This is a genomic window from Salipiger mucosus DSM 16094, from assembly GCF_000442255.1.
In the GTDB taxonomy this organism is placed as follows: Bacteria; Pseudomonadota; Alphaproteobacteria; order Rhodobacterales; family Rhodobacteraceae; genus Salipiger; species Salipiger mucosus.
Genome location: NZ_KE557275.1, coordinates 161,101 through 183,628, shown reverse-complemented (window position 1 = coordinate 183,628; position 22,528 = coordinate 161,101). Strand labels below are relative to the sequence as shown.

The 22,528-nt window shown below is 70.7% G+C and carries 23 protein-coding genes, 2 pseudogenes and 2 riboswitches; of the genes and pseudogenes, 12 read left to right on the top strand and 13 right to left on the bottom strand.

Features of this window, described 5'->3' with window-relative positions; genetic code table 11:
• Positions 1-210: hypothetical protein (locus SALMUC_RS30405; protein ID WP_037371694.1), on the top strand; the 210-nt coding region annotated here is incomplete at its 5' end.
• A 185-nt stretch (positions 211-395) separates the two neighbouring features.
• Here SALMUC_RS30405 and SALMUC_RS10275 read toward each other — a convergent pair.
• Positions 396-785 (bottom strand): metallopeptidase family protein, encoded by a 390-nt coding sequence (locus tag SALMUC_RS10275; RefSeq protein ID WP_021120192.1) that lies wholly within the window; start codon positions 783-785, stop codon positions 396-398.
• On the bottom strand, positions 782-1,396 hold the full coding sequence (locus SALMUC_RS10270; RefSeq protein ID WP_021120191.1) for a 1-phosphofructokinase family hexose kinase: 615 nt from the start codon (positions 1,394-1,396) through the stop codon (positions 782-784). Before SALMUC_RS10270 ends, SALMUC_RS10275 begins: the two co-directional genes overlap by 4 nt.
• Positions 1,397-1,522: 126 nt before the next feature.
• Here SALMUC_RS10270 and gltX point away from each other — a divergent pair, with 126 nt between their 5' ends.
• Positions 1,523-2,860 carry a glutamate--tRNA ligase gene (gltX, locus tag SALMUC_RS10265; protein ID WP_020043561.1) on the top strand — a complete coding sequence of 446 codons (1,338 nt, stop codon included), beginning with the start codon at positions 1,523-1,525 and terminating at the stop codon, positions 2,858-2,860.
• 207 nt (positions 2,861-3,067) lie between these two features.
• Here gltX and SALMUC_RS10260 read toward each other — a convergent pair whose 3' ends face one another.
• On the bottom strand, positions 3,068-4,306 hold the full coding sequence (locus SALMUC_RS10260) for a DUF2254 domain-containing protein (protein ID WP_020043562.1): 1,239 nt from the start codon (positions 4,304-4,306) through the stop codon (positions 3,068-3,070).
• Positions 4,306-4,869 (bottom strand): gamma-glutamylcyclotransferase, encoded by a 564-nt coding sequence (locus tag SALMUC_RS10255; protein ID WP_037371773.1) that lies wholly within the window; start codon positions 4,867-4,869, stop codon positions 4,306-4,308. Before SALMUC_RS10255 ends, SALMUC_RS10260 begins: the two co-directional genes overlap by 1 nt.
• 92 nt (positions 4,870-4,961) lie before the next feature.
• On the opposite strand from SALMUC_RS10255, the gene SALMUC_RS10250 reads away from it, so the two are divergent.
• The 4 genes from SALMUC_RS10250 (at position 4,962) to gcvP (ending at position 10,424) form a co-directional block, all read left to right on the top strand.
• Entirely contained in the window at positions 4,962-5,453 is a 492-nt protein-coding gene (locus SALMUC_RS10250; protein ID WP_021120190.1) for an RrF2 family transcriptional regulator, read from the top strand.
• Between the two features lie 7 nt (positions 5,454-5,460).
• Positions 5,461-5,547, top strand: a riboswitch (glycine riboswitch).
• A riboswitch (glycine riboswitch) is annotated at positions 5,548-5,624 on the top strand.
• Between the two features lie 78 nt (positions 5,625-5,702).
• A complete protein-coding gene (gene gcvT, locus SALMUC_RS10245) occupies positions 5,703-6,830 on the top strand; it encodes a glycine cleavage system aminomethyltransferase GcvT (protein WP_020043565.1) in 1,128 nt (375 codons plus the stop codon).
• 18 nt (positions 6,831-6,848) lie between these two features.
• A complete protein-coding gene (gene gcvH / locus SALMUC_RS10240) occupies positions 6,849-7,208 on the top strand; it encodes a glycine cleavage system protein GcvH (protein WP_037371772.1) in 360 nt (119 codons plus the stop codon).
• A 369-nt stretch (positions 7,209-7,577) separates the two neighbouring features.
• A complete protein-coding gene (gene gcvP / locus SALMUC_RS10235) occupies positions 7,578-10,424 on the top strand; it encodes an aminomethyl-transferring glycine dehydrogenase (RefSeq protein ID WP_020043567.1) in 2,847 nt (948 codons plus the stop codon).
• A gap of 126 nt (positions 10,425-10,550) precedes the next feature.
• Here gcvP and SALMUC_RS10230 read toward each other — a convergent pair whose 3' ends face one another.
• The 4 genes from SALMUC_RS10230 to SALMUC_RS10215 form a co-directional block, all read right to left on the bottom strand.
• Entirely contained in the window at positions 10,551-11,081 is a 531-nt protein-coding gene (locus tag SALMUC_RS10230; RefSeq protein WP_020043568.1) for an AAA family ATPase, read from the bottom strand.
• Positions 11,082-11,129: 48 nt separating this feature from the next.
• Positions 11,130-12,041 (bottom strand): inositol monophosphatase family protein, encoded by a 912-nt coding sequence (locus SALMUC_RS10225; protein WP_020043569.1) that lies wholly within the window; start codon positions 12,039-12,041, stop codon positions 11,130-11,132.
• Between the two features lie 88 nt (positions 12,042-12,129).
• The gene (locus tag SALMUC_RS10220; RefSeq protein WP_021120189.1) at positions 12,130-14,655 is read right to left on the bottom strand and encodes an ABC transporter permease; all 2,526 of its coding nucleotides are present in this window, start codon (positions 14,653-14,655) and stop codon (positions 12,130-12,132) included.
• Positions 14,652-15,344: an ABC transporter ATP-binding protein gene (locus SALMUC_RS10215; protein WP_020040478.1), complete on the bottom strand. Its 693-nt coding sequence runs from the start codon at positions 15,342-15,344 to the stop codon at positions 14,652-14,654. Before SALMUC_RS10215 ends, SALMUC_RS10220 begins: the two co-directional genes overlap by 4 nt.
• A 17-nt stretch (positions 15,345-15,361) precedes the next feature.
• On the opposite strand from SALMUC_RS10215, the gene SALMUC_RS10210 reads away from it, so the two are divergent.
• Positions 15,362-16,027, top strand: a complete 666-nt coding sequence (locus SALMUC_RS10210; protein WP_020040479.1) for an arylesterase — start codon at positions 15,362-15,364, stop codon at positions 16,025-16,027.
• 36 nt (positions 16,028-16,063) lie between these two features.
• Here SALMUC_RS10210 and SALMUC_RS10205 read toward each other — a convergent pair whose 3' ends face one another.
• Positions 16,064-16,258 (bottom strand): hypothetical protein, encoded by a 195-nt coding sequence (locus SALMUC_RS10205; RefSeq protein ID WP_245584695.1) that lies wholly within the window; start codon positions 16,256-16,258, stop codon positions 16,064-16,066.
• A gap of 144 nt (positions 16,259-16,402) precedes the next feature.
• Entirely contained in the window at positions 16,403-16,966 is a 564-nt protein-coding gene (locus SALMUC_RS10200) for a L,D-transpeptidase (RefSeq protein ID WP_020040481.1), read from the bottom strand.
• A gap of 148 nt (positions 16,967-17,114) precedes the next feature.
• Here SALMUC_RS10200 and trxC point away from each other — a divergent pair, with 148 nt between their 5' ends.
• Positions 17,115-17,549 (top strand): thioredoxin TrxC, encoded by a 435-nt coding sequence (gene trxC / locus SALMUC_RS10195; RefSeq protein WP_020040482.1) that lies wholly within the window; start codon positions 17,115-17,117, stop codon positions 17,547-17,549.
• A gap of 4 nt (positions 17,550-17,553) precedes the next feature.
• Here trxC and SALMUC_RS10190 read toward each other — a convergent pair whose 3' ends face one another.
• The 3 genes from SALMUC_RS10190 to SALMUC_RS10180 are packed head-to-tail and all read right to left on the bottom strand — an operon-like array spanning position 17,554 to position 19,156.
• A complete protein-coding gene (locus SALMUC_RS10190; protein ID WP_020040483.1) occupies positions 17,554-18,225 on the bottom strand; it encodes a MotE family protein in 672 nt (223 codons plus the stop codon).
• On the bottom strand, positions 18,225-18,584 hold the full coding sequence (locus SALMUC_RS10185) for a hypothetical protein (RefSeq protein WP_020040484.1): 360 nt from the start codon (positions 18,582-18,584) through the stop codon (positions 18,225-18,227). The genes SALMUC_RS10190 and SALMUC_RS10185 overlap by 1 nt, the downstream gene beginning before the upstream one ends.
• An 11-nt stretch (positions 18,585-18,595) precedes the next feature.
• Entirely contained in the window at positions 18,596-19,156 is a 561-nt protein-coding gene (locus SALMUC_RS10180) for a flagellar basal body-associated FliL family protein (protein WP_020040485.1), read from the bottom strand.
• Between the two features lie 67 nt (positions 19,157-19,223).
• Between SALMUC_RS10180 and fliF the strand changes: the two are divergent.
• The 4 genes and pseudogenes from fliF to fliP all read left to right on the top strand — a co-directional run bounded on the left by fliF (position 19,224) and on the right by fliP (position 22,522).
• Positions 19,224-20,892 (top strand): annotated as a pseudogene (gene fliF / locus SALMUC_RS10175) (flagellar basal-body MS-ring/collar protein FliF).
• Positions 20,889-21,494, top strand: a complete 606-nt coding sequence (locus SALMUC_RS10170; protein ID WP_020040486.1) for a FliH/SctL family protein — start codon at positions 20,889-20,891, stop codon at positions 21,492-21,494. The pseudogene fliF and the gene SALMUC_RS10170 overlap by 4 nt, the downstream one beginning before the upstream one ends.
• Positions 21,487-21,787, top strand: a pseudogene (locus tag SALMUC_RS10165) (FliM/FliN family flagellar motor switch protein). The gene SALMUC_RS10170 and the pseudogene SALMUC_RS10165 overlap by 8 nt, the downstream one beginning before the upstream one ends.
• A 3-nt stretch (positions 21,788-21,790) precedes the next feature.
• Complete coding sequence (gene fliP / locus SALMUC_RS10160; protein ID WP_020040487.1) at positions 21,791-22,522, top strand: flagellar type III secretion system pore protein FliP; 732 nt, start codon at positions 21,791-21,793, stop codon at positions 22,520-22,522.
• Positions 22,523-22,528: the final 6 nt, after the last annotated feature.

The following is a 22,528-nucleotide window of genomic DNA, read 5'->3' as shown; positions in this document are numbered from 1 at the left end:
GGCGCGCTGCGGCGGCGGCTGTCCGGGGCCGCCCGCGCGACCGCCGCGACGGAGTTGTCGCCGGGGCGGTTCCTGGAGCGGGTCGAGAGGCTGCTGGCGGACGGCGCGCTGCGGCGGCGGCTGTCCGGGGCCGCCCGCGCGACCGCCGCGACGGAGTTGTCGCCGGGGCGGTTCCTGGAGCGGGTCGAGAGGCTGCTGGCGGCGGGGTGAGGGGCCTTGGCGCCGTTCGCGGGCGTGCGAGGGTGCCGTGGGCTTTGGGGCTCCGTCCGTGAGCACCTCAATCGCTCCCCCGGAGCGATTGCCGGCCCTCCGGGCCGGTCCGCTCGGGGCTCCGCCCGTGAGCATCTCAATCGCTCCCCCGGAGCGATTGCCGGCCCTCCGGGCCGGTCCGATGCTCACTCCCACCACCGATCAATCGTGGCGATGTCGTCGTCGGACCAGCCGAAGTGATGGGCGAACTCGTGGACGGTGACATGGGCGACGAGGTCGGCGAAGTCGATGTCGCCGCGGTCGCGCCATTCCTGCAGGATCGGCTCGCGGAAGAGCCAGACCGTGTCGGGGAAGGACGCCGGGTCGGTCACCGATTTCTCGGTCACCGGGATGCCGTCGTAGAGGCCCGTCAGGTCGAGCGGATCGTCGATGCCGAGCTCGTCGAGAAAGTCGTCCGGGGGCCAGTCCTCGACTCGCAGCAGGACCTGGGCCGCGCCCGCGCGGAAGGGCTCGGGCAGGGCCTCGACGGTGCGGCGGGCGATGGCCTCGATGTCGTCGTCTTCGGGGGCACTCATGGCGTGGTTATGCGCCCGGCGAGGTCCTCGGCCTCGGCGCTGTCCATGCGCAGGACGAAGGGCGCGGGGTCGGTGCCCGCCGCGAGGTAGGCGAGCGCGGGGCCGGAGGTGTCGACGATGACCTTGGCGCCCTTGCCGGCGAGCGCCTCGCAGAGGCGGGTGGGAAACTCGACCGGCACGCCGGGGGGCTGGCTGCCGCTGAGCACCACGATGCCGCCCTCGGGCACGGCGCCGGCGATGGCCGAGAGCGCCTGCGCGACGTGCGCCTCGCCCCAGTCGGGGCCGGGCATGACGAAGCGGTACTGCTCGCCGGTGCCGCGGTCGGTCACGGCGAGGCTTTCGCGGGTCGCGCCGGGGGCCTTCATGCGCACCAGCGGGATGCGGTGTTCGGCCAGCGCGTCCTGCAGGCGCATGCCGGTGGGCCCGCCGAGCGCCACGAAGGCGCGGGCGCTGCCGCCGAGCGCCGCCACCACGCGCGCCACGTTGATGCCGCCGCCGCCCGGGTCGGCCTCGGCCGCCTCGCAGCGCAGCTTGAGGCCGGGGACGACCCGTTCGGCGCCGGTCGAGAGGTCGAGCGCGGGGTTCAGCGTGACGGTCAGGATGTCGGTCATGGGCGGTCCGTTGCGGGGTCTCGGTCGGGGCCGAGCATGGCAGGCCCTCCGCGCGGGGCCAAGGTCTGCCAACTGGACAATTGCGCGCGCTTGTGAAATTGCCTCGCGCGTAATCTGGAGGCCAGAATGACCGTCACCCGTTTCGCCCCGTCGCCCACCGGTCACATCCACGTCGGCAACCTGCGCACCGCGCTGTTCAACTACCTGATCGCCCGCAAGGCCGGCGGGACCTTCATCCTGCGCATCGACGACACCGATCCCGAGCGCAGCAAGGAAGAGTACGTCGACGGCATCAAGCGCGACCTCGAGTGGCTGGGCCTGACCTGGGACCGCATCGAGCGCCAGTCCGAGCGGCTGGACCGCTATTCCGCCGCCGCCGACAAGCTGCGCGAGATGGGCCGGTTCTACGAGGCCTTCGAGACGCCGACCGAGCTGGACCTCAAGCGGCGCAAGCAGCTGAACATGGGCCGCCCGCCGGTCTACGACCGCGCGGCGCTGGCGCTGTCCGAGGACGAGAAGGCCGCGCTGCGGGCCGAGCGCGGGGCGGGGCACTGGCGCTTCAAGCTCGACCAGGAGCGGATCGTCTGGCAGGACGGCATCCTGGGCGAGATCTCGATCGACGCGGCGAGCGTGTCGGACCCGGTGCTGATCCGGGGCGACGGGCAGGTGCTGTATACGCTGGCCTCGGTGGTGGACGATACCGAGATGGGCGTGACGCATGTCGTGCGCGGGTCGGACCACGTGACCAACACCGCGACGCAGATCCAGATGATCGAGGCGCTGGGCGGGCAGGTGCCGCAGTTCGCGCACCACTCGCTGCTGACCGGCCCCGCGGGCGAGTCGCTGTCGAAGCGCCTCGGCGTGCTGTCGCTGCGCGACCTGCGCGAGGCCGGGGTCGAGCCCGAGGCGCTGCTGTCGCTCATGGCGCGGCTGGGCTCCAGCCAGCCGGTCGAGCTGCGGATGTCGATGGACGAGATCGCCGAGGGCTTCGAGCTGTCGCAGTTCGGCTCGGCGCCGACCAAGTTCGACGTGAACGACCTCTACCCGCTGACCGCGCGCAAGCTGCACGCGCTGCCCTTCGAGGCGGTGGCCGACGAGATCGCGGCGCTGGGCGTGCCCGAGGACAAGGCGGGCCTCTTCTGGTCGGTCACGCGCGAGAACATCACCACGCGCAAGGATCTTGCCGGGTGGTGGGAGCTTTACTGCGACGGGGCCGAGCCGGTGGTGGCCGAGGAGGACCGCGAGTTCGTGGCGCAGGCGATGACGCTGCTGCCCGAGGGGCCCTTCGACCGCGAGACCTGGGGCAACTGGACCAAGGCGGTGAAGGAGGCCACGGGGCGCAAGGGCAAGGGGCTGTTCATGCCGCTGCGCAAGGCGCTGACGGGCCGCGAGCGCGGGCCGGAGATGGCCGACGTGATGCCGCTGCTGCAGACGGTTCCGGCCCGGAAGCTGGCCGAGGGCTGAGCCTTTCGGGAGGGGCCTTGGCCGGCCGTGCCCGGTGCTGCCGTGCTGCGCGACCTCTCGGGAAGGCCGGCGCCCGGCCGCCGGGTGGGCGTCCTGCCGGGAGAGACGCCGGCACTTTATCCATCGGCCATATGCCTTTGTTCGCGACGGCAGGCCCGGCGGCGCCGCGCGCCTTGATTCCGGGCCGGTGGCGCTGCCGCAGGCGCTCTACCTTTCGCGGTCGGCCTTTTCCTGCAGCCACTTGCGGTCCGGCTCGACCGTGATGGCGGCCTCGGCGTGGGCGATGGCATAGTGGCGACGCTCGCGGGCGGCCGCGGCGAGTTCGGGCCAGTCCTCGCGTTGCAGAACCTCGAGCCCGTCCAGCAGCGCGCCCACCACGTCGGGCCGGTTCGCGCCGTCCCGGGCGATCTGGTCGAAGGCATCCGACAGCAGGTCGAACGCGCTCGCCGGCACGATGCTGATGTGCGGGCAGCGCGGCGCGTCCTCGGAAGGGCGGCCGGCCTCGGTCAGCATGCGGATCAGGCGGCGGATCACGTCGATCGCCGTGCCGGGATCGTTCACCGCCGGCGAGAGCGCGCGCACCGCGATCTCGTTCAGCAGCTGCGCGCCGAAGCGCACGTCCTGCTCGAGCGTGCGGAAGACCCCCAGCGTGAAACAGGCGCGGATCTGCTTCTCGTCGATGCCGTCGCCCGAGATCCAGCCCAGCGGTTCGCCCTGGATGACATGCGCGCCCGGGATGGCGGCGACCTGGAACTCGGCCCCGGCATCCGACAGCCGCTGCTCGAGCCGCGCCATGTCGATGAACTGCACGTGCCCGCCGCGCTCGGCGGTGACGGCCCTTGAGCCCTGCGGCGGGAGCGTGCCTGCCTCGATGGGCACGCCGCCCAGCGTGGGGCTTTCCATGTAGGCGCGCAACGGGGTCTTGGCGTGCGACTCGGCCATTTCCAGCGTGTCGTCCATGCTGCCCAGCGTGCTGAGGTGATCGATCCAGCGCAGGATCGCGACCACGATGGCGACGATCACCCCCATCGTGACCCAGAAGACCACCACCGCCGCCGGGTCGCTGTAGATCTTGGCCCGGAACAGCGCGATGGCCGTCAGCGAGTAGAGGAAGGCGCCGGTGAAGGTGGCCAGCACCGTGTGCGTCGTGGTGTCGGCGAGGTGCAGCCGGTAGGCGCGCGGCGTCGCCTGGCTCGAGGCCGCGCGGAAGGCCTGCACCATGACCGAGAGCGAGAAGGTCGTCACCGTCAGCATCGACGATGCGAGGATGGTCAGGATCGGCAGGACGGAGTCGCGGCCGAAGCGGTCGGTCCAGCCATCGGGGATCAGCGGCTGGATCAGAGGCGCCAGCAGCAGGATCCCGAGGGCCAGCAGCGCGCCGAGAAGCACCCGCACCGCAAGCCGCCGCGACAGGCGGCCCAGGAGCATGAGCGACTTGGAGAGCATCAGGCCGCCACCCGGCAGTCGAGCCGCCGCAGCCAGTCGTCGACGTAGGCGCGCTCGCCCGCCTTGAGCTTCTGCGCGCGGGGGTAGCGGGGCGTGGCGCGGTCGTCGAGAATCGGGGCCTCCCAGCCGGAGGTGGTCTCGAAGAAGCGGTCGGCGCCGGCCTCGCCGAACTCGGAGAGGTAGCCCTGCACCACGACGTCGAGGTAGCTCAGCAGCACGGGGTGGGTGCCGTCGGGATCGCGCATGCGCTCGGGCGCGATGGCGTAGAGCGCGAGCTGCTCGACGCCGCCGGCTTCGTGCTGGACCCAGTCGCGGGCGTCGCGCCGGTCGTAGGCATGTTCGCGCTGATCGAGCGCGGCCCAGCCGTCGTCGGGGACCGGGGCGATGAGGCCCTCGATCTCGCATCCGGCGTCGGGAATCGCCGTCAGGTAGGCAACCTCGCGGTCGGCGGTGTAGCGCCAGGCGCGGCGCCAGCCGCGGGCGCGGGCGGGATGCGCGGGGTCGAATCCGTGCGTCAGACGGTTCACCAGCGATCCGTAGCCAAAGAAAAATGCCGTGCTCATGGGGTCTTGGTCTCCGAATTGATGCATGTCAAAACCTCATTTTCCGCGCCGTGGTACGTAATCCGGCGTGGGATCAGGACGAGGGGCCAGCCGTGCGTGTTACCAAGAGAACCAATATCGCGGTCCGCGTGCTGATGCACTGCGCGGCCAATGCCGGACGACTCGTGACGAAATCCGAGATTGCCGAGAGGTGCAATGCCTCGGAGAACCACCTCGCGCAGGTCATCAACCAGCTGGCGCAGCTGGGCTACCTGCACACGCAACGCGGCCGCAACGGCGGGCTGGCGCTGGGCCGGCCGGCGGACCAGATCCGCATCGGCGACGTCTTTCGCGCACTCGAGGCGCCGGTGCCGCTGGCGGAGTGCTTTGCCGACGTGGACAACACCTGCCCGCTGACCGAGGCCTGCCGCCTGCGGGTGGCGCTGAGCGATGCGGCGCATGCCTTTTACGCGACGCTGGACCCGATCACGCTGGATGCGCTGGTCTGCGACAATGCCCCTTTGATGGACATTCTCGCGCCAAGTGGCGGTTGCACGGCGGCGCGGGCGCCGCGCGCTGTTGCAGCGGCGGACGCCGTATCGTAGGTTCGCCTGCAACGCGATGGGAGAACCGGCAGCCGCCGGTGCCGAAGGAGCAACCGCCCCGGAAACTCTCAGGCCCATGGACCACCGCGGACCGAACACTCTGGAGAGAGGCGCAAGCATCGCGCCCGCCGAAGGGATAACGATCTCAGGCAGACGGACAGAGGGGGCATGAAGCGCGGGATGGTCCCGCGCGGAGTGCCCGGCACCGCGCCACATGCGCAGCATCCGGGCCGCAGGATGTGAGGACGCATGGACGCGCTGAAACGCACGCCGCTATACGAGCTGCACCAGTCGCTGGGCGCGAAGATGGTGCCCTTTGCCGGCTACGAGATGCCGGTCCAGTACCCGCTGGGGGTGCTCAAGGAGCACCTGCACACCCGCGAGGCCGCGGGGCTTTTCGATGTCAGCCACATGGGGCAGGTGATCCTGCGCGGGGACGACCCCGAGGCCGTGGCGCTGGCGCTGGAGGCCCTCGTGCCGGTCAGCGTGGCGGGCCTCAAGGAGGATCGCCAGCGCTATGCCCTGTTCACCAACGACGAAGGCGGGATCGAGGACGACCTGATGATCGCCAACCGGGGCGATCACCTGTTCCTCGTGGTCAACGCCGCCTGCAAGGAGGCCGATGTCGCGCGCCTGCGGGCGGGGCTCGAGCCGAAGGGCGTCACGGTCGAGTATCTCGAGGACCGCGCGCTGCTGGCGCTGCAGGGCCCCGGCGCCGAGGCGGCGCTGGCGGCGCTGAACCCCGCCGTGCGCGAGATGCGCTTCATGGACGTGGCCACCGTCGAGCTGGCGGGCGCCGAGGCCTGGGTCTCGCGCTCGGGCTACACCGGCGAGGACGGCTACGAGATCTCGGTGCCCGAGACGGCGGCGGAGGAGCTGGCGCGGGCGCTGCTGGACCAGGCGGGCGTCGAGCCCATCGGCCTGGGCGCGCGGGATTCGCTGCGGCTCGAGGCGGGGCTCTGCCTTTACGGACACGACATCGACACGACGACCACGCCGGTCGCGGCGAGCCTGCCCTGGGCGATCCAGAAGGTGCGCCGCAAGGGCGGGGACCGCGAGGGCGGTTTCCCCGGCGCCGAGGTGGTGCTGGCGGAGTTCGAGACCGGCGCCGCGACGGCGCGCGTCGGCCTGAAGCCGGAGGGGCGCGCGCCGATGCGCGAGGGCGTGGCCCTCTACGAGAGCGACGCGGGCGGCGAGCCCGTGGGCAAGGTGACCTCGGGCGGTTTCGGCCCGACGGTCGGGGGACCGGTGGCGATGGGCTACGTGCCCGCGGCGCTGTCGGAGCCCGGAACGCGGGTCTTCGGCGAGGTGCGCGGCAAGCGGCTGCCCGTCGAGGTGGTCAAGCTGCCCTTCGTGACCCAGACTTACAAGCGATAGGACAACAGGGGAATGCAGATGAAATTCACCGAAGAACACGAGTGGCTGCGGGTCGAGGATGACGTCGTCGTGGTCGGGATCACCAATCACGCGGCGGAACAGCTGGGCGACGTGGTTTTCGTCGAGCTGCCCGACGAGGGCGCGACCGTGAGCAAGGACGACGAGATCGTCGTGATCGAGTCGGTCAAGGCGGCCTCGGACATCCTCGCGCCGCTGGACGGCGAGATCGTCGAGGTCAACGAGGCGATCGTCGAGGAGCCGGCCAAGGTCAACGAGGACCCCGAGGGCGATGCCTGGTTCTTCAAGATGAAGGTCGAGGATCTCTCGGCGCTCGACGACATGATGGACGCCGCCGCCTACAAGGACTTCATCGGGTGAGCGCCGGCCCGGCCTGGGGCCGGCGAAGGCTCCGGCGGAGCCTTCGAGGCGCGAACGGGCGGAGCCCCGGACGTGCCGCCGGCCCGGCACGGACTCAAGCGCGAAGCGCGCCGGGTCAGCGCCCGACCGCCCCGTCGCACCGGAGGTGCGCCTCCGGCGCAGCGGGCGGACGCTGATCGAGGACGTGCCTGCCGCCCCGGCTGCGGGCCTGTGGCCGATGGACAAACTGCCAGGGTCTCGACCGGCACCAGCGCCCACCCGGCGGTCGGGCGCCGGCCCTGTCCAAACGTGGCGCGCGATCCGGCGGACGCAGGGCGATGACGCCCCGACGCCGGATCGACGCCTGCCAGAAAGGATGCAAAGGACACCATGAGTTTCAAGCCAACCGACTACCTGCCCTACGATTTCGCCAACCGACGCCACATCGGCCCCTCGCCTGTCGAGATGTCCCAGATGTTCGAGGTGCTCGGCGTCGACGGGCTCGAGACGCTGATGGACCAGACGGTGCCCAAGGGCATCCGCCAGGACGAGGCGCTCGACTTCGGCAAGCCCATGTCCGAGCGCGAGATGCTCTGGCACATGCGGCAGGTCGCGGGCCAGAACCGCGTGCTGACCTCGCTGATCGGGCAGGGCTATCACGGCACGGTCACGCCGCCCGCGATCCAGCGCAACATCTTCGAGAACCCGGCCTGGTACACCGCCTACACGCCCTACCAGCCGGAGATCAGCCAGGGCCGTCTCGAGGCGCTGCTGAACTTCCAGACCATGGTGAGCGACCTTACCGGGCTCGAGATCGCCAATGCCTCGCTGCTCGACGAGGCGACGGCCTGCGCCGAGGCGATGACCATGGCGCAGCGCGTGGCCAAGTCGAAGGCCAAGGCCTTCTTCGTGGACGAGAACTGCCACCCGCAGAACATCTCGGTGATGAAGACCCGCGCCAAGCCGCTGGGCATCGAGGTGATCGTGGGACCGGCGGACGAGCTTGAGGCCGACAAGGTCTTCGGCGCGATCTTCCAGTACCCGGGCACGCACGGGCACGTGCGCGACTTCACCCCCGAGATCGAGAAGCTGCACGGCGAGAAGGCCATCGGCATCATGGCCGCCGACATCATGGCGCTGTGCCTGCTCAAGGAGCCGGGCGCGATGGGCGCCGACATCGCCGTGGGCTCGACCCAGCGCTTCGGCATCCCGATGGGCTATGGCGGGCCGCACGCGGCCTACATGGCCGCGAAGGAGTCCTACAAGCGCGCCATGCCCGGCCGCATCGTGGGCGTGTCGATCGACAGCCACGGCAACCGCGCCTACCGCCTCGCGCTGCAGACGCGCGAGCAGCACATCCGGCGCGAGAAGGCGACCTCGAACGTCTGCACGGCGCAGGCGCTGCTGGCGGTCATGGCGGGCTTCTACGCGGTGTTCCACGGGCCCGAGGGGCTGAAGGCCATCGCGCAGCGCATCCACCGCAAGACCGTGCGGCTGGCCACCGGCCTCGAAGAGGCGGGCTTCGAGGTCGAGCCGGGCGATTTCTTCGACACGATCACGGTGGACGTGGGCCTGTTGCAGCGGGGCGTCATCCAGTCGGCCGTGCAGCAGGGCGTGAACCTGCGCCGCGTCGGCAAGACCAAGGTGGGGATCACCGTGGACGAGACCACGCGCCCCGCGACCATCGAGGCGGTCTGGCGCGCCTTCGGGCTGGAGAAGTCGGACGACGACTTCACCCCCGCCTACCGGCTGCCCGATCCGCTGCTGCGCACCTCGGACTACCTGCAGCACGAGATCTTCCACATGAACCGGGCCGAGACCGAGATGATGCGCTACATGCGGCGCCTCGCGGACCGGGACCTCGCGCTCGACCGGGCGATGATCCCGCTGGGCTCCTGCACGATGAAGCTCAACGCCGCGGCCGAGATGCTGCCGGTGAGCTGGCCCGAGTTCGCCGACCTGCACCCCTACGTGCCGGCCGAGCAGGCGCAGGGCTATCGCCGGCTGATCGACGACCTGTCGGATCGGCTCTGCACGATCACCGGCTACGACGCCTTCTCGATGCAGCCCAACTCGGGCGCGCAGGGGGAATACGCCGGCCTGCTGACCATCGCCGACTGGCAGACCGCCCGCGGCGAGGGGCATCGCAACGTCTGCCTGATCCCGGTGAACGCGCATGGCACCAACCCGGCCTCGGCGCACATGGTGGGCTGGAAGGTCGTGGCGGTGAAATGCGACGACATGGGCTCGATCGACATCGAGGACTTCCGCGCCAAGGCGGAGAAGCACTCGGCCGAGCTGGCGGGCTGCATGATCACCTATCCCTCGACGCACGGCGTCTTCGAGGAGACGGTGAAGGAGGTCTGCGAGATCACCCACGAGCACGGCGGGCAGGTCTACATCGACGGCGCCAACATGAACGCCATGGTGGGCCTGTCGCGGCCCGGCGACCTGGGCGGCGACGTGAGCCACCTCAACCTGCACAAGACCTTCTGCATCCCGCACGGCGGCGGCGGTCCCGGCATGGGGCCGATCGGGGTCAAGGCGCATCTCGCGCCGCACCTGCCCTCGCATCCGCTGGAGCCGGGCGTGGGCTCGGTGGCGGCGGCGCCCTACGGCTCGCCCTCGATCCTGCCGATCTCCTGGGCCTACATCCTGATGATGGGCGGCGAGGGGCTGACGCAGGCGACGCGGGCGGCGATCCTGAACGCCAACTACGTGGCCAAGCGGCTCGAGGACGATTTCGACATCCTCTACACCGGGCCCAAGGGCCGGGTCGCGCACGAGTGCATCATCGACGTGCGGCCCTTCGAGAAATCGGCCGGGGTGACGGTCGAGGACATCGCCAAGCGGCTGATGGACTCGGGCTTCCACGCGCCGACGATGAGCTGGCCGGTGGCGGGCACGCTGATGGTGGAGCCCACCGAGAGCGAGACCAAGGCCGAGCTGGACCGCTTCTGCGATGCCATGCTGTCGATCCGGGCCGAGATCCGGGCCATCGAGGAGGGCAAGGCGGACCCGGAGAACAACCCGCTCAAGAACGCGCCGCACACCATGGAGGACCTGGTGCGCGACTGGGATCGTCCCTACACGCGCGAGGAGGGGTGCTTTCCGCCCGGTGCCTTCCGGGTCGACAAGTACTGGCCGCCGGTCAACCGCGTGGACAACGTCTATGGCGACCGGCACCTGATCTGCACCTGCCCGCCGATGGAGGCCTACGCCGAGGCGGCGGAGTGACGTCGGGGGTGTGACCGGGGCGCGCTGGCGCGCGCCGCCGAGGGGCTCTGCCCCTCGGGCACCCCGGGATATTTGCAGCCAGAAGATGCCCCGGGGGTGGAGATGCCCCCGGGGTTTTTCGTGTTTTCAGGCGAGATGCGCGAGGACGAGGTCGGCGCGGGCGGCGACATCGGCTTTCGGGAGGATGATCGGGGTATAGCCGAGGCTTTGGCAGGCGGCGCGGAGGCGGTGGTATTCGCGGATGCCCTCCTGCAGGTCCTGGCGGCGCTCGGGGTCCGGGTGGTGGATCTCGGGCCAGGGCGGCGCGAGGAAGACCCGGTCGTGAAAGCGGGCGCGGGTTCGCAGTGTCTGGGCGGCGGGCTGGCCGGTGGCGTGTTCGAGCGCGACGGCGGCGTCGACGAGGCCCCGGTCGAAGAAGACCGGGCCGGGGGTGTCGGGGAGCTGCGCGCGGTCGCGGTCGGCCAGGGCGATGGCGCGCCGGGCGAAGGCGGCGAGGTCGACCCAGGGCAGGGCGCGGCCCTCGCCGCGCAGCTCCTCGGCGACGATGCGGCGGCCGGGTTCCGGCACGGTGGCGTGGCCGCGCCGCGCCAGTTCGGCCAGCAGCGTGGATTTCCCGCCGCCGGAGCAGCCGGAGAGGATGACGTGTCGGTGCTGCATCGCGCGGCGCTCCGGGGGCTGGCCGGGGCGGTCGCGCGGTGGCGGCGTTCAGCCCGCGGCGGGGGTGTCGGTCTCGGCTTCGGCTTCTGTCCCGGTCTCGTCGAGGAGGAAGGAGAAGGTGTCGCGCAGGCGGCCCCAGGTGGCGGCGTCGGGGGCGAGGAGGAGGTAGCCCTCGCGCTTTTCGGCGCTGTATTCGGAGCCGTCGAGCATGGCGACATGGCCGCCCGCGGCGCGGGCGATGAGCACGCCGGCCGCATGGTCCCAGGGCGTCAGGCGGCCGATGAGCATGAAATCCATGTTGCCCTGCGCGAACATGCGGAATTCATGCGCGGTGCAGCGGAGCGTCATGGTGCGTTCGAACCCCGGGAGGGTGGCGGCGACCTGCGGCTGCACCTCCTTGGGGAGGTTGTAGAGCTGGATGAAGCCCTGCAGCTCCTCGATGGGGGCGCCCTTCGAGACCGTGATCTCGCGCGTGGTCTGGCGGCCGGGCAGAGTGAGCACCGCAGGCTCGCCCGAGGCGGCGAGGGCGCAGTCGTCCATGACGGGATCGTAGATCAGGCCGAAGACCGGCTTGCCGAAGCGCAGCATCGAGACGATCACGCCGAAGGTGGTGAGCCCGTTGGCATAGGCCCAGGTGCCGTCGACCGGGTCGATGGTGAAGGCCTGCTCGGCCTCGGGGATGCCGTCGAGGATCCCGGGGTTCTCGGAGACCGCTTCCTCGCCCACGATGAGGGCGTTGGGGAAGAGCCGCGAGAGGCCGCGGGCGATCATCGCCTCGGCGGCGCGGTCGGCCTCGGTCACGAGGTCCTGCCGGCCGGTCTTTTCCGCGATGTCCGAGGCCTCGAGCGAGCGGAAGCGCGGCAGGATCTCGGCCCGGGCGGCGCGGCGCACGAGGTTCAGGATGCTGGTGCGCTGGGCCTTGGTCAGCGTGGAAATCGGCATGGGCAGGGAATCGGTCATCGCGTCGCGGGTCCGTTGGCAGACAGGGGTTGGCCCATGCCTTGCCAGCACGGCGCCCGTATATCAAGGCGCCGCGCCGCGGCGAGGCCTATTCCCGGGCGCGCAGCACCTGCGCCGGGCGGGCCGCGAGCGGGCGCCAGGCGAAGGCCAGCCCCGCCAGCAGCGTGGCCACCACGCCGCCCGCGACGATCCCCAGCGCCGAGGGCCAGATCACCGCGAAGGAGGTCTCCATCAGGAAGGTGCTGACCGCCCAGCCCCCGAGGATGCCCGCGACGATGGCCACCACCCCCGCCGCGCCGCCGAGCAGGGCCGAGCGCAGGGCGAAGCTTTGCAGGATGCGGCGGCGGCTGGCGCCGAGGGTCTTGAGCACCGCGGCCTCGTAGGTGCGGGCGCCTTCGCCGGCCGCCGCCGCGCCGATCAGCACGAGGAAGCCCGTCACCAGCGTCGCGGCCGCGCCCCAGCGCACGGCGCCGGCCACGCCGTCGAGCAGCTCGCTCACCCGGTCGATGGCGTCGCGGACGCGGATCGCGGTGATGTTGGGGTAGGCGTCGGCGAGATCGCGGAGGATCCGGGCCTCGGCCTGCGGCTCGGCGTAGACGGTCGAGATGAAGGTATGCGGCGCGCCCTGCAGGGCGGCGGGGTTGAAGGTCATGACGAAGCCGATGCCGGCGGTGGAGAAATCCACCGCGCGGAAGCTGGTGATCGTCGCGGTGATGTCGCGGCCGAGGATGTTGACGGTGACGGTGTCGCCGATCTGCAGGCCGATCTCTTCGGCCTCCTCGGCGGCGAAGCTGACCTGAGGCTCGCCGCTGTAACCCTCGGGCCACCAGTCTCCCTCGGTGACGGTGGTGCGGCTGTCGGGCTGCGCGGCATAGGTGATGCCCCGGTCGCCGCGCACGACCCAGTGGTCGCCTGCCACGTCCTGCGCGCGCTCTCCGTTGATGCGGGTGACGACGCCGCGCATCATCGGCGCGGTGTCGACGCGGCTGACGGCGGGGTCGGTCTCGAGCCGCTCGCGGTAGCCGTCGATCTGGTCGGGCTGGATGTCGACGAAGAAATACGACGGTGCCACCTCGGGGAGGTCGCGGGCGATGGCGGCGCGCAGGTTGCCGTCGATCTGGCCGATGGCGGCGAGCACGGCGAGGCCGAGGCCGAGCGAGAGCACCACGGAGGCGGCGGTTTCGCGCGGGCCGCCGATGGCGGCGAGGGCCCAGCGCCAGGCCGGGCGGCCGCGCGTCGCGGGGGCCGCGCGGCGGGCCAGCCAGCGGATGCCGACGGCGGCCAGCGCGAGGATCACCAGCGCGGCGAGGATGCCGCCGGCGGTCCAGAGCGCGAGGGCCGGGTTGCCCGAGAAGACGGCGGCGAGCCCCACGAGCGCGACGACCAGCAGCGCCGTGGCGACGACGTAGCGCCTGGCCGGGATGGCGCGGGCGCTGTCGAGCGCGTCGCGGAAGAGGCTGGCCGCGCGCACCTCCTCGGTCCGGGCGAGGGGCCAGAGGGTGAAGATCAGCGCGGTGAGCAGGCCGTAGATCGCGGCCTCGGCCAGGGGCACGGGATAGAGCGTGAAGAGCGCGGGGATCGGTAGGGCGGCGGTGATGAGCGGCGCGAAGAGCAGCGGCACCGCGGCGCCCAGCACGAGGCCGATGGCGATGCCCAGCAGGCTGAGCGCGCCGACCTGCAGGAAGTAGGTCTGGAAGATCGTCGCGCGGGAGGCGCCCAGCGTGCGCAGCGTGGCGATGACCGAGGTCTTGCGCGCGAGGTAGGCGCGCACCGCCGCCGAGACGCCGATGCCGCCCACGGCGAGGCCCGAGAGCCCCACGAGCACGAGGAAATTGCCCAGCCGCTCGACGAAGCGCGCGATGCCGGGCGCGCCGTTGCGGGCGTCGCGCCAGCGGATGCCGCGGCCCTCGAAGCGGGCCTCGGCCTCGGCCTCGAGTGCGTCGAGATCGGTGCCGGGGGGCAGCAGGAGGCGGTATTCCGTTTCGTAGAGCGAGCCGGGCGCGAGCAGTCCCGAGCCCTCGAGATCCTGGGTGCGCACCATCGTCCGGGGGCCAAGGCCGAAGCCGTCACCGGCGTCGTCCGGCTCGGTCTCGATCACGGCCGAGAGGGTGAAGGTGTTGTCGCCGAGGCGGAAGGCGTCGCCGGGCGAGAGCCCGAGGCGGTCGGCGAGGACCGGGGCCATGACCGCGCCGGGGTGGTCGTCGCCGTCCAGCGCCTGCGCCAGCGGCATGGGCGGGTCGAGGACGATCTCGCCCAGCAGGGGGTAGGCGGCGTCGACGGATTTCACCTGCGTGAGGCCGCGGGCCCTCTCGCCGTCGCGGTCGACGGTGGCCATCGAGCGGAAATCGGTGATCTCGGAGACCTCGGTCGAGATGCTGTCGAGCCAGGCGCGTTCGTCCTCGTTGGCGAAGCGGTAGGTGAACTCGGCCTGGGCATCGCCGCCCAGCAGCACGGCGCCCTGGTCCGAGAGGCCGGCCTGGATCGCCGTGCGCACCGAGCCGACGCCGGCGATGGTGGCCACCCCCAGTGCAAGGCAGGCGAGGAAGATGCGGAAGCCCCGCAGGCCGCCGCGCAGCTCGCGGCGGGCGAAGCGGGACGCGATCCGAAGGCTCATTCGGCGGCCCTCACACGCGCGGTGTCGAGCCGCCCGTCGGTGAGGCCGACGACGCGGTCACAGCGCTGCGCGAGGTCGGGCGCGTGGGTGACGAGCACCAGCGTGGCGCCGTGGCGGTCGCGCAGGCCGAAGAGCATGTCCATGATCGCCTGACCGTTGGTGCCGTCGAGGTTGCCCGTGGGCTCGTCGGCCAGCAGGATGTGTGGACGCGGCGCGGCGGCGCGGGCGAGGGCCACGCGCTGCTGCTCGCCGCCCGACATCTGCGCGGGGTAGTGGTCGGCGCGGTTGCCGAGGCCCACCGCCTCGAGCTCGGCCGCGGCGCGGTCGAAGGCGTCACGGTGGCCGGCCAGTTCGAGCGGGGTGGCGACGTTTTCCAGCGCGGTCATGGTCGGGATCAGGTTGAAGGACTGGAAGACCACGCCCATGTGATCGCGCCGGAAACGGGCGAGCCGGTCCTCGTCCATGTCGGTGAGGTCTTCGCCCAGCACCTCGACCCTGCCCGAAGTGGCGTTCTCCAGCCCGCCCATGACCATGAGCAGCGAGGATTTGCCCGAGCCGGAGGGGCCGATCAGGCCCACCGTCTCGCCGCGCGTGACGTCGAAGCTGATCCCGTGCAGGATTTCCACCGGTCCGGCATTGCCCCGCAGGCTGAGGGTCACATCTTTGAGGGCAATGGCGGTGTCTGACATGGAGGATGATCCGTAACATGCTGCGTTTGGTGACATATGGGGTGCGGGCGCGCCTGAGCAAGGCGGCCGCGCTGCTGCTTCTGGCCGCACCGGCACAGGCGGATCAGGTGCACCTGCTGGCGCTGGGCGACAGCCTGACCCAAGGATATGGGCTGATCGAGAGCGAGGGCTTCGTGCCTCAGATGCGGGCCTGGCTGGCCGAGCGGGGGCACGACGTGCGGCTGGTCAACGGCGGCGTCTCGGGAGACACCACCGCGGGCGGGCTGTCGCGCGTCGAGTGGTCGCTGACGCCCGAGATCGAGGGGATGATCGTGGCGCTGGGGGGCAACGACCTGCTGCGCGGCCTGCCGCCGGAGGTGGCGCGCGAGAATCTCTCGGGCATCCTCGAGGTGGCCGAGGCGCAGGACGTCGAGGTTCTGCTGGTGGGGATGTCGGCGCCCGGCAACTACGGCGCCGACTACAAGGCGGCCTTTGACGCGATCTATCCCGATCTGGCCGAGCGTTACGGCACGCTTTATCACCCGGATTTCCTTGGCGGTCTGCTGGAGGACGGGGAAACCCCGGCGGATGCGACGGACCTCATGCAGCCGGACGGGATTCATCCCTCGGCCGAGGGTGTCGCGCGCATCGTCGCGACGATGGGGCCGGCGGTGGAAGAGCTGATCGCGCGGATCGAGGAGTGATTGCCGAGGCCGGCGCCGGCGCCCGGTTCCGGGCGATCAGGTGCGGGCCGGCGTGCCCTCGTCCCGGATCTGGTCCATGTCGACGAAGGCAAGCCTGACGAGGGGCAAAAGGCCCAGCCCCAGTGCGCAGCCCAGGTAGATGGCAAAGGCCCCGAGAAGGGACACGTCGAAGGCCAGCCACGCGACCAGCCCGGTCACGGCGCCCAGAAAGCTTCCCACAAGAAGTGACACGGCTGCCATCCGACTCTCCATGCTGCACACTCCTTTGCTAGGGCCTAAAAGTTTCTCAAACCTTTCTACTGGGCGTTTTGGGCGAATCGACGACGCGATCCGCCCTTTTTACGTCATATTGACGGGTCGGCCGGAGCCTTGCCGTCAGAGAACGGTGACCGGGGTGCCCACGGGCACGCGCTGGTAAAGGTCGATCACGTGTTCGTTCAGCATGCGGATGCAGCCGTTCGAGACCGAGCGTCCGATGCTTTGCGGGGCGGTGGTGCCGTGGATGCGGTAGAAGGTGTCGCGCCCGTTCTGGAACAGGTAGAGCGCCCGCGCGCCCAGCGGATTCTCGGGGCCGCCCGGCTGGACGTAGTCATTGTCCTTGAAGCGGCCGTAGGTGTCGGGTTCGCGCTCGATCATTTCCTGCGTGGGGCGCCAGGTCGGCCATTCCTTCTTGACCTCGATGACGGCCTTGCCGGTGAATTCCAGCCCGGCGCGGCCGACGCCGACGCCGTAGCGCAGGGCCTGTCCCGGCGCGTCGACGTAGTAGAGGAAGTGCGCACGCGGCAGGATGAAGATCTGTCCGGCCTCGACGCCGGGCTTCATGCGGACCTGCTGGGGCTTGAACTTGGTCTCGACCTCGAAGGCATGGGCCGGCAGCGCGCCAAGCGCGGTGCCCGCGGCGGCGCCGGCAACGAGGGCGCGTCGGGTCAGGTGGGTCACGTGCGAAATCCTTTATCTCTGGGCGGTGCCAATTGTCTCGACCCAACACCGTGAATCAATGTCGAGTTTCATCGCGGCGCCGCAAGCCATTGCAGGAATGTCGTCGGGGTCACATATATCGTCAAACGAATGTATATCGGAGCACGACATGACGAAACTCGTGTGTCTTTCCTGCGGCCAGACCAACCGCTTCCCCGAAACCCGCTCGGGCGCGGCGGCGAAATGCGGCGTCTGCGGCGACGCGCTGATCGACGGCCGGCCGCATGACGTCGATCTGGCGACCCTGCGCAAGGCGATTCGCAACGACGGGTTGCCGCTTCTCGCAGACTTCTGGGCCCCCTGGTGCGGCCCCTGCCGAATGATGGCACCCGCGTTCTCGAAGGCGGCCGAGGCGCTGCGGGGCCAGGCGCGGCTGGTCAAGCTCGACACCCAGGCGCAACTCGACGCGGCGGCGGCCTTCGGCATCCGCGGGATTCCGACGCTGATCGGTTTTGTGGGCGGCAAGGAGGCGCTGCGCCAGTCGGGCGCGCTGCCGGCCGCGCAGATCGCCGAACTGGCGGGCCGCCTGCGGCAGACCGCCTGACGCGTCATTCCTTCGGCACGTCGGCATTGCGTCCTGCCAGCGTCACGCTGACGGTATAGGCCTGCTCGGGGCTGAGGCCCGCCATGATCGCCGCTGCCGCGTCGGGCCGCATCCGCCCGAGGAAGCCGGCGGCGAACTCGGGGTCCATCCGCTCGAACAGGGCTGCGGCCTGCTTGGGCTTCATGTTGGCATAGACCTGCGTCAGCCGCTCGACGTCCTGCTCGGCGGCGTCCTGCGCCACCGAGAGCGTGGCGCGCAGGCGCTTCTCGGCCTCGGTCAGGGCGGCCATCTTGCGGTCGATCTCGGTCTCGGCGACCTTCAGCGCCTGGGCGCGGGTGCGCATGGCGGCCTCGCGCTTTGCGATCCGCTCTTCGCGGGCGCGCAGCGCCTCGAGCAGCGGACCGAGCTCTTCGTCGGACAGGTCGGCACCGATCCTGTTGTCCTGAGGGGCCTCGTGCTCGGGCTCGGTGGTCTCCCGCGCTGGCGGGTCCTCCGCCGCCTGGGCCGGCGGGGTGGCGGAGTCGGTGTCGAGGGCCAGCGCCGCGCCGGCCTCGGACCCCAGCCGTACCAGCGCCGAGGCCACCAGAAGGCCGCCGATGATCCGGAGCACGCCGCGGCCGCGCCGCCGGGCCCCGGACTTTTTCTTTTGCCTTTCAGGGGGTTTCTGTTTCGCCATCATCTTGCTCCGCTCGCGGGGCGGCGGAAGACCGCGGGCTCGTCGTCGGGCGCGGCCGGGGGTTCACGCCCGCCCTCGGGCAGGTCATGCATCGAGGCGAGCATGAGCTCGAGCCGTTTCGAGACCTCCTCGGCCCGTGCGGTGAGGTCCTGCAGCGATTCGGTCGAGCCCGAGGCCGACGCCTGCGCCGCCTCGAGCGTGCGGGTCAGGTCGTCGACCTGCGCCGACAGGACGGCCACGGCCCCGCCAACGCCGTTTTCGAGATCGGTGAACCTCGTCAGCCGCCGCGACAGGATCAGGCAGTAGAAGCCCGCGCCAAGGGCGCCGGCGGCAAGCAGGATGTCGGCGATCACGTCCATTCCGTATCCTTTCAGTTCAGTACGAATTCCTGGACCAGGAGGTCCTGCACCGCCTCGCGCCCGGTGACGAGCTGCACCCGGCGCAGCATCTGCGCGCGTAGCCGGATCAGCGCGCCCGGCGCGTCGATGTCGGAGGGCTCCAGCGCCCGGAGGTAGGTGTTCAGCACGTCGACGACGCGCGGCATGAGCGTTTCGACATCGGCGGCGGCGCTGGCCGCGACCTCGAGGCTGGTCCGGAAGCGCAGGTGGTGCATATCGGTCGTCGTGCCGAGCGAGACCACGAGTTGCGGCACCTCGACGAAGGCGACGTCACCCATTGGCACCGCGACGCCGGGGTCATCGGGCGCGGCGTGATCGCCGGTGCTGCCGTGATCCCCGGGCGCGGCGTGACCGGCATCGCCTTCGTCCGCATGGGCGGAGCCGCCGAATGGCAGCATCCCTGACCAGGCGGCGAAAAACCCGCCGCCGCCCCCCGCGAGCGCCAGCACGATCCCCAGGATCAGCGGCAGTTTCGACGATGTCTTCTTCGGTGTCTCGGCGTCGCCGGCGGCGTCTGCGGTCGCGTCGGACATGACCACACCCTCCTTTGCGGTTCGGCCATCGTATAGACTCGCGGGGACTAACCGATTGTTAAGTCAGATGGTCCAAAGATGCGCCAACCGAGCAGAATGGTCGGAACGGAGGTCGGTCTTGGATCAGGTCACGACAGTCTGGAACGCGCTGGGCGCGAAGCGCCGCATCGTGGTCCTTGCGGCGACGGCGGCGATGGTGCTGGCGGTGCTGGGCATGGCGCGCATGGCCTCGTCGCCGTCGATGTCGCTGCTCTACGCGGGGCTCGAATCGGGCGCCGCGGGGGACGTGGTGGCCGCGCTGGAACAGCGCGGCGTGGAATACGACGTGCGCGGCGGGGCCATCTTCGTGCCCGAAACGCGGCGCGACGCCCTGCGCATGACTCTCGCGAGCGAGGGGCTGCCGGCCAACAGCACGCAGGGCTACGAGTTGCTGGACGGGCTTTCGGGCTTCGGCACCACGAGCCAGATGTTCGACGCCGCCTACTGGCGCGCGAAGGAGGGCGAACTGGCCCGCACCATCGTCGCCAACCCGCTGATCGCCACCGCGCGGGTTCATATCGCCAATTCCAGCGCGAATCCCTTCCAGCGGGAGGTGACGCCCTCGGCCTCGATCGCGCTGACCACGACCGGAGAGGTGCTCTCGCCCGGGCAGGCGCGCGCCTTTCGGCATCTCGTGGCCTCGGCCGTACCGGGCCTGGTGCCCGATGCCGTGACGGTGATCGACGGCCAGGGCGAGCTGATCGGCGGCGAGGACGCCACCGGCGCGGGGCCCAATGCCGACGACCGGGCGGCCATGCTGCGCGACCGGGTGCAGCGGCTTGCGGACGCGCGCGTCGGCCCGGGCAATGCGGTGGTCGAGGTCAGTGTCGACACCGTGACCGAGACCGAATCGATCCGCGAGCGGCGCTTCGATCCCGAGGGCCGCGTGGCCATCTCGACCGAGACCGAGGAGCAGAGCAGCACCTCGCAGGACAGCGGTGGCGGCGATGTCACGGTGGCCTCGAACCTGCCCGACGGCGAGGCCGGTGGCGGTGGCGACAGCTCGTCCAGCCAGTCGAACGAGACGCGCGAGCGGGTGAACTACGAGGTCTCGGAAACCATGCGCGAGATCACCCGCGCGCCGGGCGCGATCAGCCGTCTGACCGTGGCGGTGCTGGTCAACGGCACCTACGAGACCGCCGCCGACGGCAGCCAGACCTTCGTGCCGCTGCCCGAAGAGGAGCTTTCGGCGCTGCGCGATCTGGTCGCCTCGGCCGTGGGCTTCGACGAGGACCGCGGCGACGAGATCACCATTCGCTCGCTGCCCTTCGAGCGGCCCGAGGGGGCTGGGCACAGGGCCTATCGCGCCGGGCTGGTTCCAGATGCCGCTGGACCCCATGTCGCTGATCCAGATGGGGATTCTCGCCGTCGTGGCGCTGATCCTCGGGCTTTTCGTGGTGCGCCCGATCCTCGCCGGCGGCGCTGCGGCGGGAGCCCAGGCGCCGGCGCTGGCGCTGCCGGGCGGCGGCGCCGAGGAGGGCGCGGCGCTCGACGGCGAAATCGATCCCGAGGAGGAGTTCGCGCAGTTTCCGGCGCTCTCGGGCGGCGGCGATTTCGGCGGCATGGGCATGGTCGACTTTGACGCCCCGACCGAGCAGGACCCGGTCGACCGCCTGCGCGGCCTGATCGAGGAGCGCCGCACCGAAACGGTCGAGATCCTGCGCAGCTGGCTTGACGAGACCGAGGAGGCGCAATGACCGCCCTCCGCGACGTTCTCGAGGATTTCGGCGCCCCACGCGCTTCGGCCGCGCCCACGGCCCCGCGCTTTGACGAGGGCGAGGTGGAGACGGCCAAGCTTGAGGCCTTCGACACCGGCTACCGCGCCGGCTGGGACGACGCCATCAAGGCGCAGAGCGACGATCAAGCGCGGATCTCGAGCGATTTTGCGCAAAATCTTCAGGACCTCTCGTTCACCTACCACGAGGCCTGCGCGCAGGTGCTGAACGGGATCACGCCGCTGCTGGACGACATGGTGCGCGTGCTGCTGCCGGGAATGCTCCGCGACACGCTGGGCGCGCACGTGGTCGAACAGCTTGCCGAGCACGCGCGCCAGATCGGCACCCGCGACGTCGTCATCGCCGTCGCCCCCGGCGCGGCCGAGGCCGTGCAGCCCATGCTGGAGGCCGATTTCGGCTTCCCGCTGCGGCTCGAGGAGGACGCGACGCTGGCCGAGGGGCAGGCCGATATCCGCTTTGGCGAGACCGAGCGGCAGATCGACCTTGGCGGGCTGCTCGACGAGGTGCGGCAGGCCGTCGAGGGCTTTGCACATGACAACCGAAGGACGATTTCCCATGGATGACAGCCAGGACACCGCGCGCGCGGAGGCCGCCTCGCGGACCGCCACGCCCTTCACCTCGGTGCCGATCGACATCACGGTCTCGGTCGGGCGGGCGCGCCCGCTGGTGCGGCGACCTGCTGCGGCTGGCCGAGGGCTCGGTCCTGACGCTGGACAAGAAGCTCGACGATCCGGTCGAGCTCTACGTCGGCGACCGGCTGATCGGAATGGGCGCGCTCGAGGTCGTGGAGGGCGGCGAAGGGGGTCTGCTCGCGGTGCGCATCACCGAGGTCGCCGACCTGAAGAGCCCGACCTGAGCGATGCGGTGGCCCGGCGCGGCACTGGCCCTCGCGGGCGTTTTGCTGCCCGGCGCGGCGGCGGCGCAGGGGATCTCGATCGACCTCGGCGGCGAGGGCGGCTCGGTCACCGCGGCCAGCCTGCAACTCATCGCGCTGATCACGCTGCTGGGCCTCGCGCCCGGTATCGCGATCATGGTGACCTGCTTTCCCTTCCTGGTCACGGTGCTGTCGATCCTGCGGCAGGCGGTGGGACTGCAACAGTCGCCGCCCAACATGCTGATCGTCAGCCTCGCGCTGTTCCTGACCTATTTCGTGATGGAGCCCACCTTTACCGCCGCCTGGCAGGACGGGCTGGAACCGCTGATCGACGAGCAGATCGAGGTCGAGGAGGCCTTCGACCGCACGCTCGCGCCCTTTCGCGATTTCATGGCGGCGCGGGCCGATCCGGACACCTACGACACCATGGCCGAGCTGCGGCCAGACGCGGCGGGCACGGTGCTGGAGCCGGGCGCGCCGCTTTCGGTGCTGGTGCCGAGCTTCATGCTGTCCGAGATCGCCCGCGCCTTCCAGGTGGGCTTCCTGATCTTCCTGCCCTTCCTCATCATCGACCTCGTGGTCGCGGCGGTGCTGATGTCGATGGGCATGATGATGGTGCCGCCGGCCATCGTGTCGCTGCCCTTCAAGCTGGCCTTCTTCGTGATCGCGGACGGCTGGTCGCTGATCGCGGCCTCGCTGGTGCGCAGCTACTTCTGACGGGGT

Bases quoted from the DNA above. Each gene is read 5' to 3' on its own strand.
- SALMUC_RS10275 (WP_021120192.1), bottom strand. From the start codon at position 785: ATGAGTGCCCCCGAAGACGACGACATCGAGGCCATCGCCCGCCGCACC.
- SALMUC_RS10270 (WP_021120191.1), bottom strand. From the start codon at position 1,396: ATGACCGACATCCTGACCGTCACGCTGAACCCCGCGCTCGACCTCTCG.
- gltX (WP_020043561.1), top strand. From the start codon at position 1,523: ATGACCGTCACCCGTTTCGCCCCGTCGCCCACCGGTCACATCCACGTC.
- SALMUC_RS10260 (WP_020043562.1), bottom strand. From the start codon at position 4,306: ATGCTCTCCAAGTCGCTCATGCTCCTGGGCCGCCTGTCGCGGCGGCTT.
- SALMUC_RS10255 (WP_037371773.1), bottom strand. From the start codon at position 4,869: ATGAGCACGGCATTTTTCTTTGGCTACGGATCGCTGGTGAACCGTCTG.
- gcvT (WP_020043565.1), top strand. From the start codon at position 5,703: ATGGACGCGCTGAAACGCACGCCGCTATACGAGCTGCACCAGTCGCTG.
- gcvH (WP_037371772.1), top strand. From the start codon at position 6,849: ATGAAATTCACCGAAGAACACGAGTGGCTGCGGGTCGAGGATGACGTC.
- gcvP (WP_020043567.1), top strand. From the start codon at position 7,578: ATGAGTTTCAAGCCAACCGACTACCTGCCCTACGATTTCGCCAACCGA.
- SALMUC_RS10230 (WP_020043568.1), bottom strand. From the start codon at position 11,081: ATGCAGCACCGACACGTCATCCTCTCCGGCTGCTCCGGCGGCGGGAAA.
- SALMUC_RS10225 (WP_020043569.1), bottom strand. From the start codon at position 12,041: ATGACCGATTCCCTGCCCATGCCGATTTCCACGCTGACCAAGGCCCAG.
- SALMUC_RS10220 (WP_021120189.1), bottom strand. From the start codon at position 14,655: ATGAGCCTTCGGATCGCGTCCCGCTTCGCCCGCCGCGAGCTGCGCGGC.
- SALMUC_RS10215 (WP_020040478.1), bottom strand. From the start codon at position 15,344: ATGTCAGACACCGCCATTGCCCTCAAAGATGTGACCCTCAGCCTGCGG.
- SALMUC_RS10210 (WP_020040479.1), top strand. From the start codon at position 15,362: ATGCTGCGTTTGGTGACATATGGGGTGCGGGCGCGCCTGAGCAAGGCG.
- trxC (WP_020040482.1), top strand. From the start codon at position 17,115: ATGACGAAACTCGTGTGTCTTTCCTGCGGCCAGACCAACCGCTTCCCC.
- SALMUC_RS10190 (WP_020040483.1), bottom strand. From the start codon at position 18,225: ATGGCGAAACAGAAACCCCCTGAAAGGCAAAAGAAAAAGTCCGGGGCC.
- SALMUC_RS10185 (WP_020040484.1), bottom strand. From the start codon at position 18,584: ATGGACGTGATCGCCGACATCCTGCTTGCCGCCGGCGCCCTTGGCGCG.
- SALMUC_RS10180 (WP_020040485.1), bottom strand. From the start codon at position 19,156: ATGTCCGACGCGACCGCAGACGCCGCCGGCGACGCCGAGACACCGAAG.
- SALMUC_RS10170 (WP_020040486.1), top strand. From the start codon at position 20,889: ATGACCGCCCTCCGCGACGTTCTCGAGGATTTCGGCGCCCCACGCGCT.
- fliP (WP_020040487.1), top strand. From the start codon at position 21,791: ATGCGGTGGCCCGGCGCGGCACTGGCCCTCGCGGGCGTTTTGCTGCCC.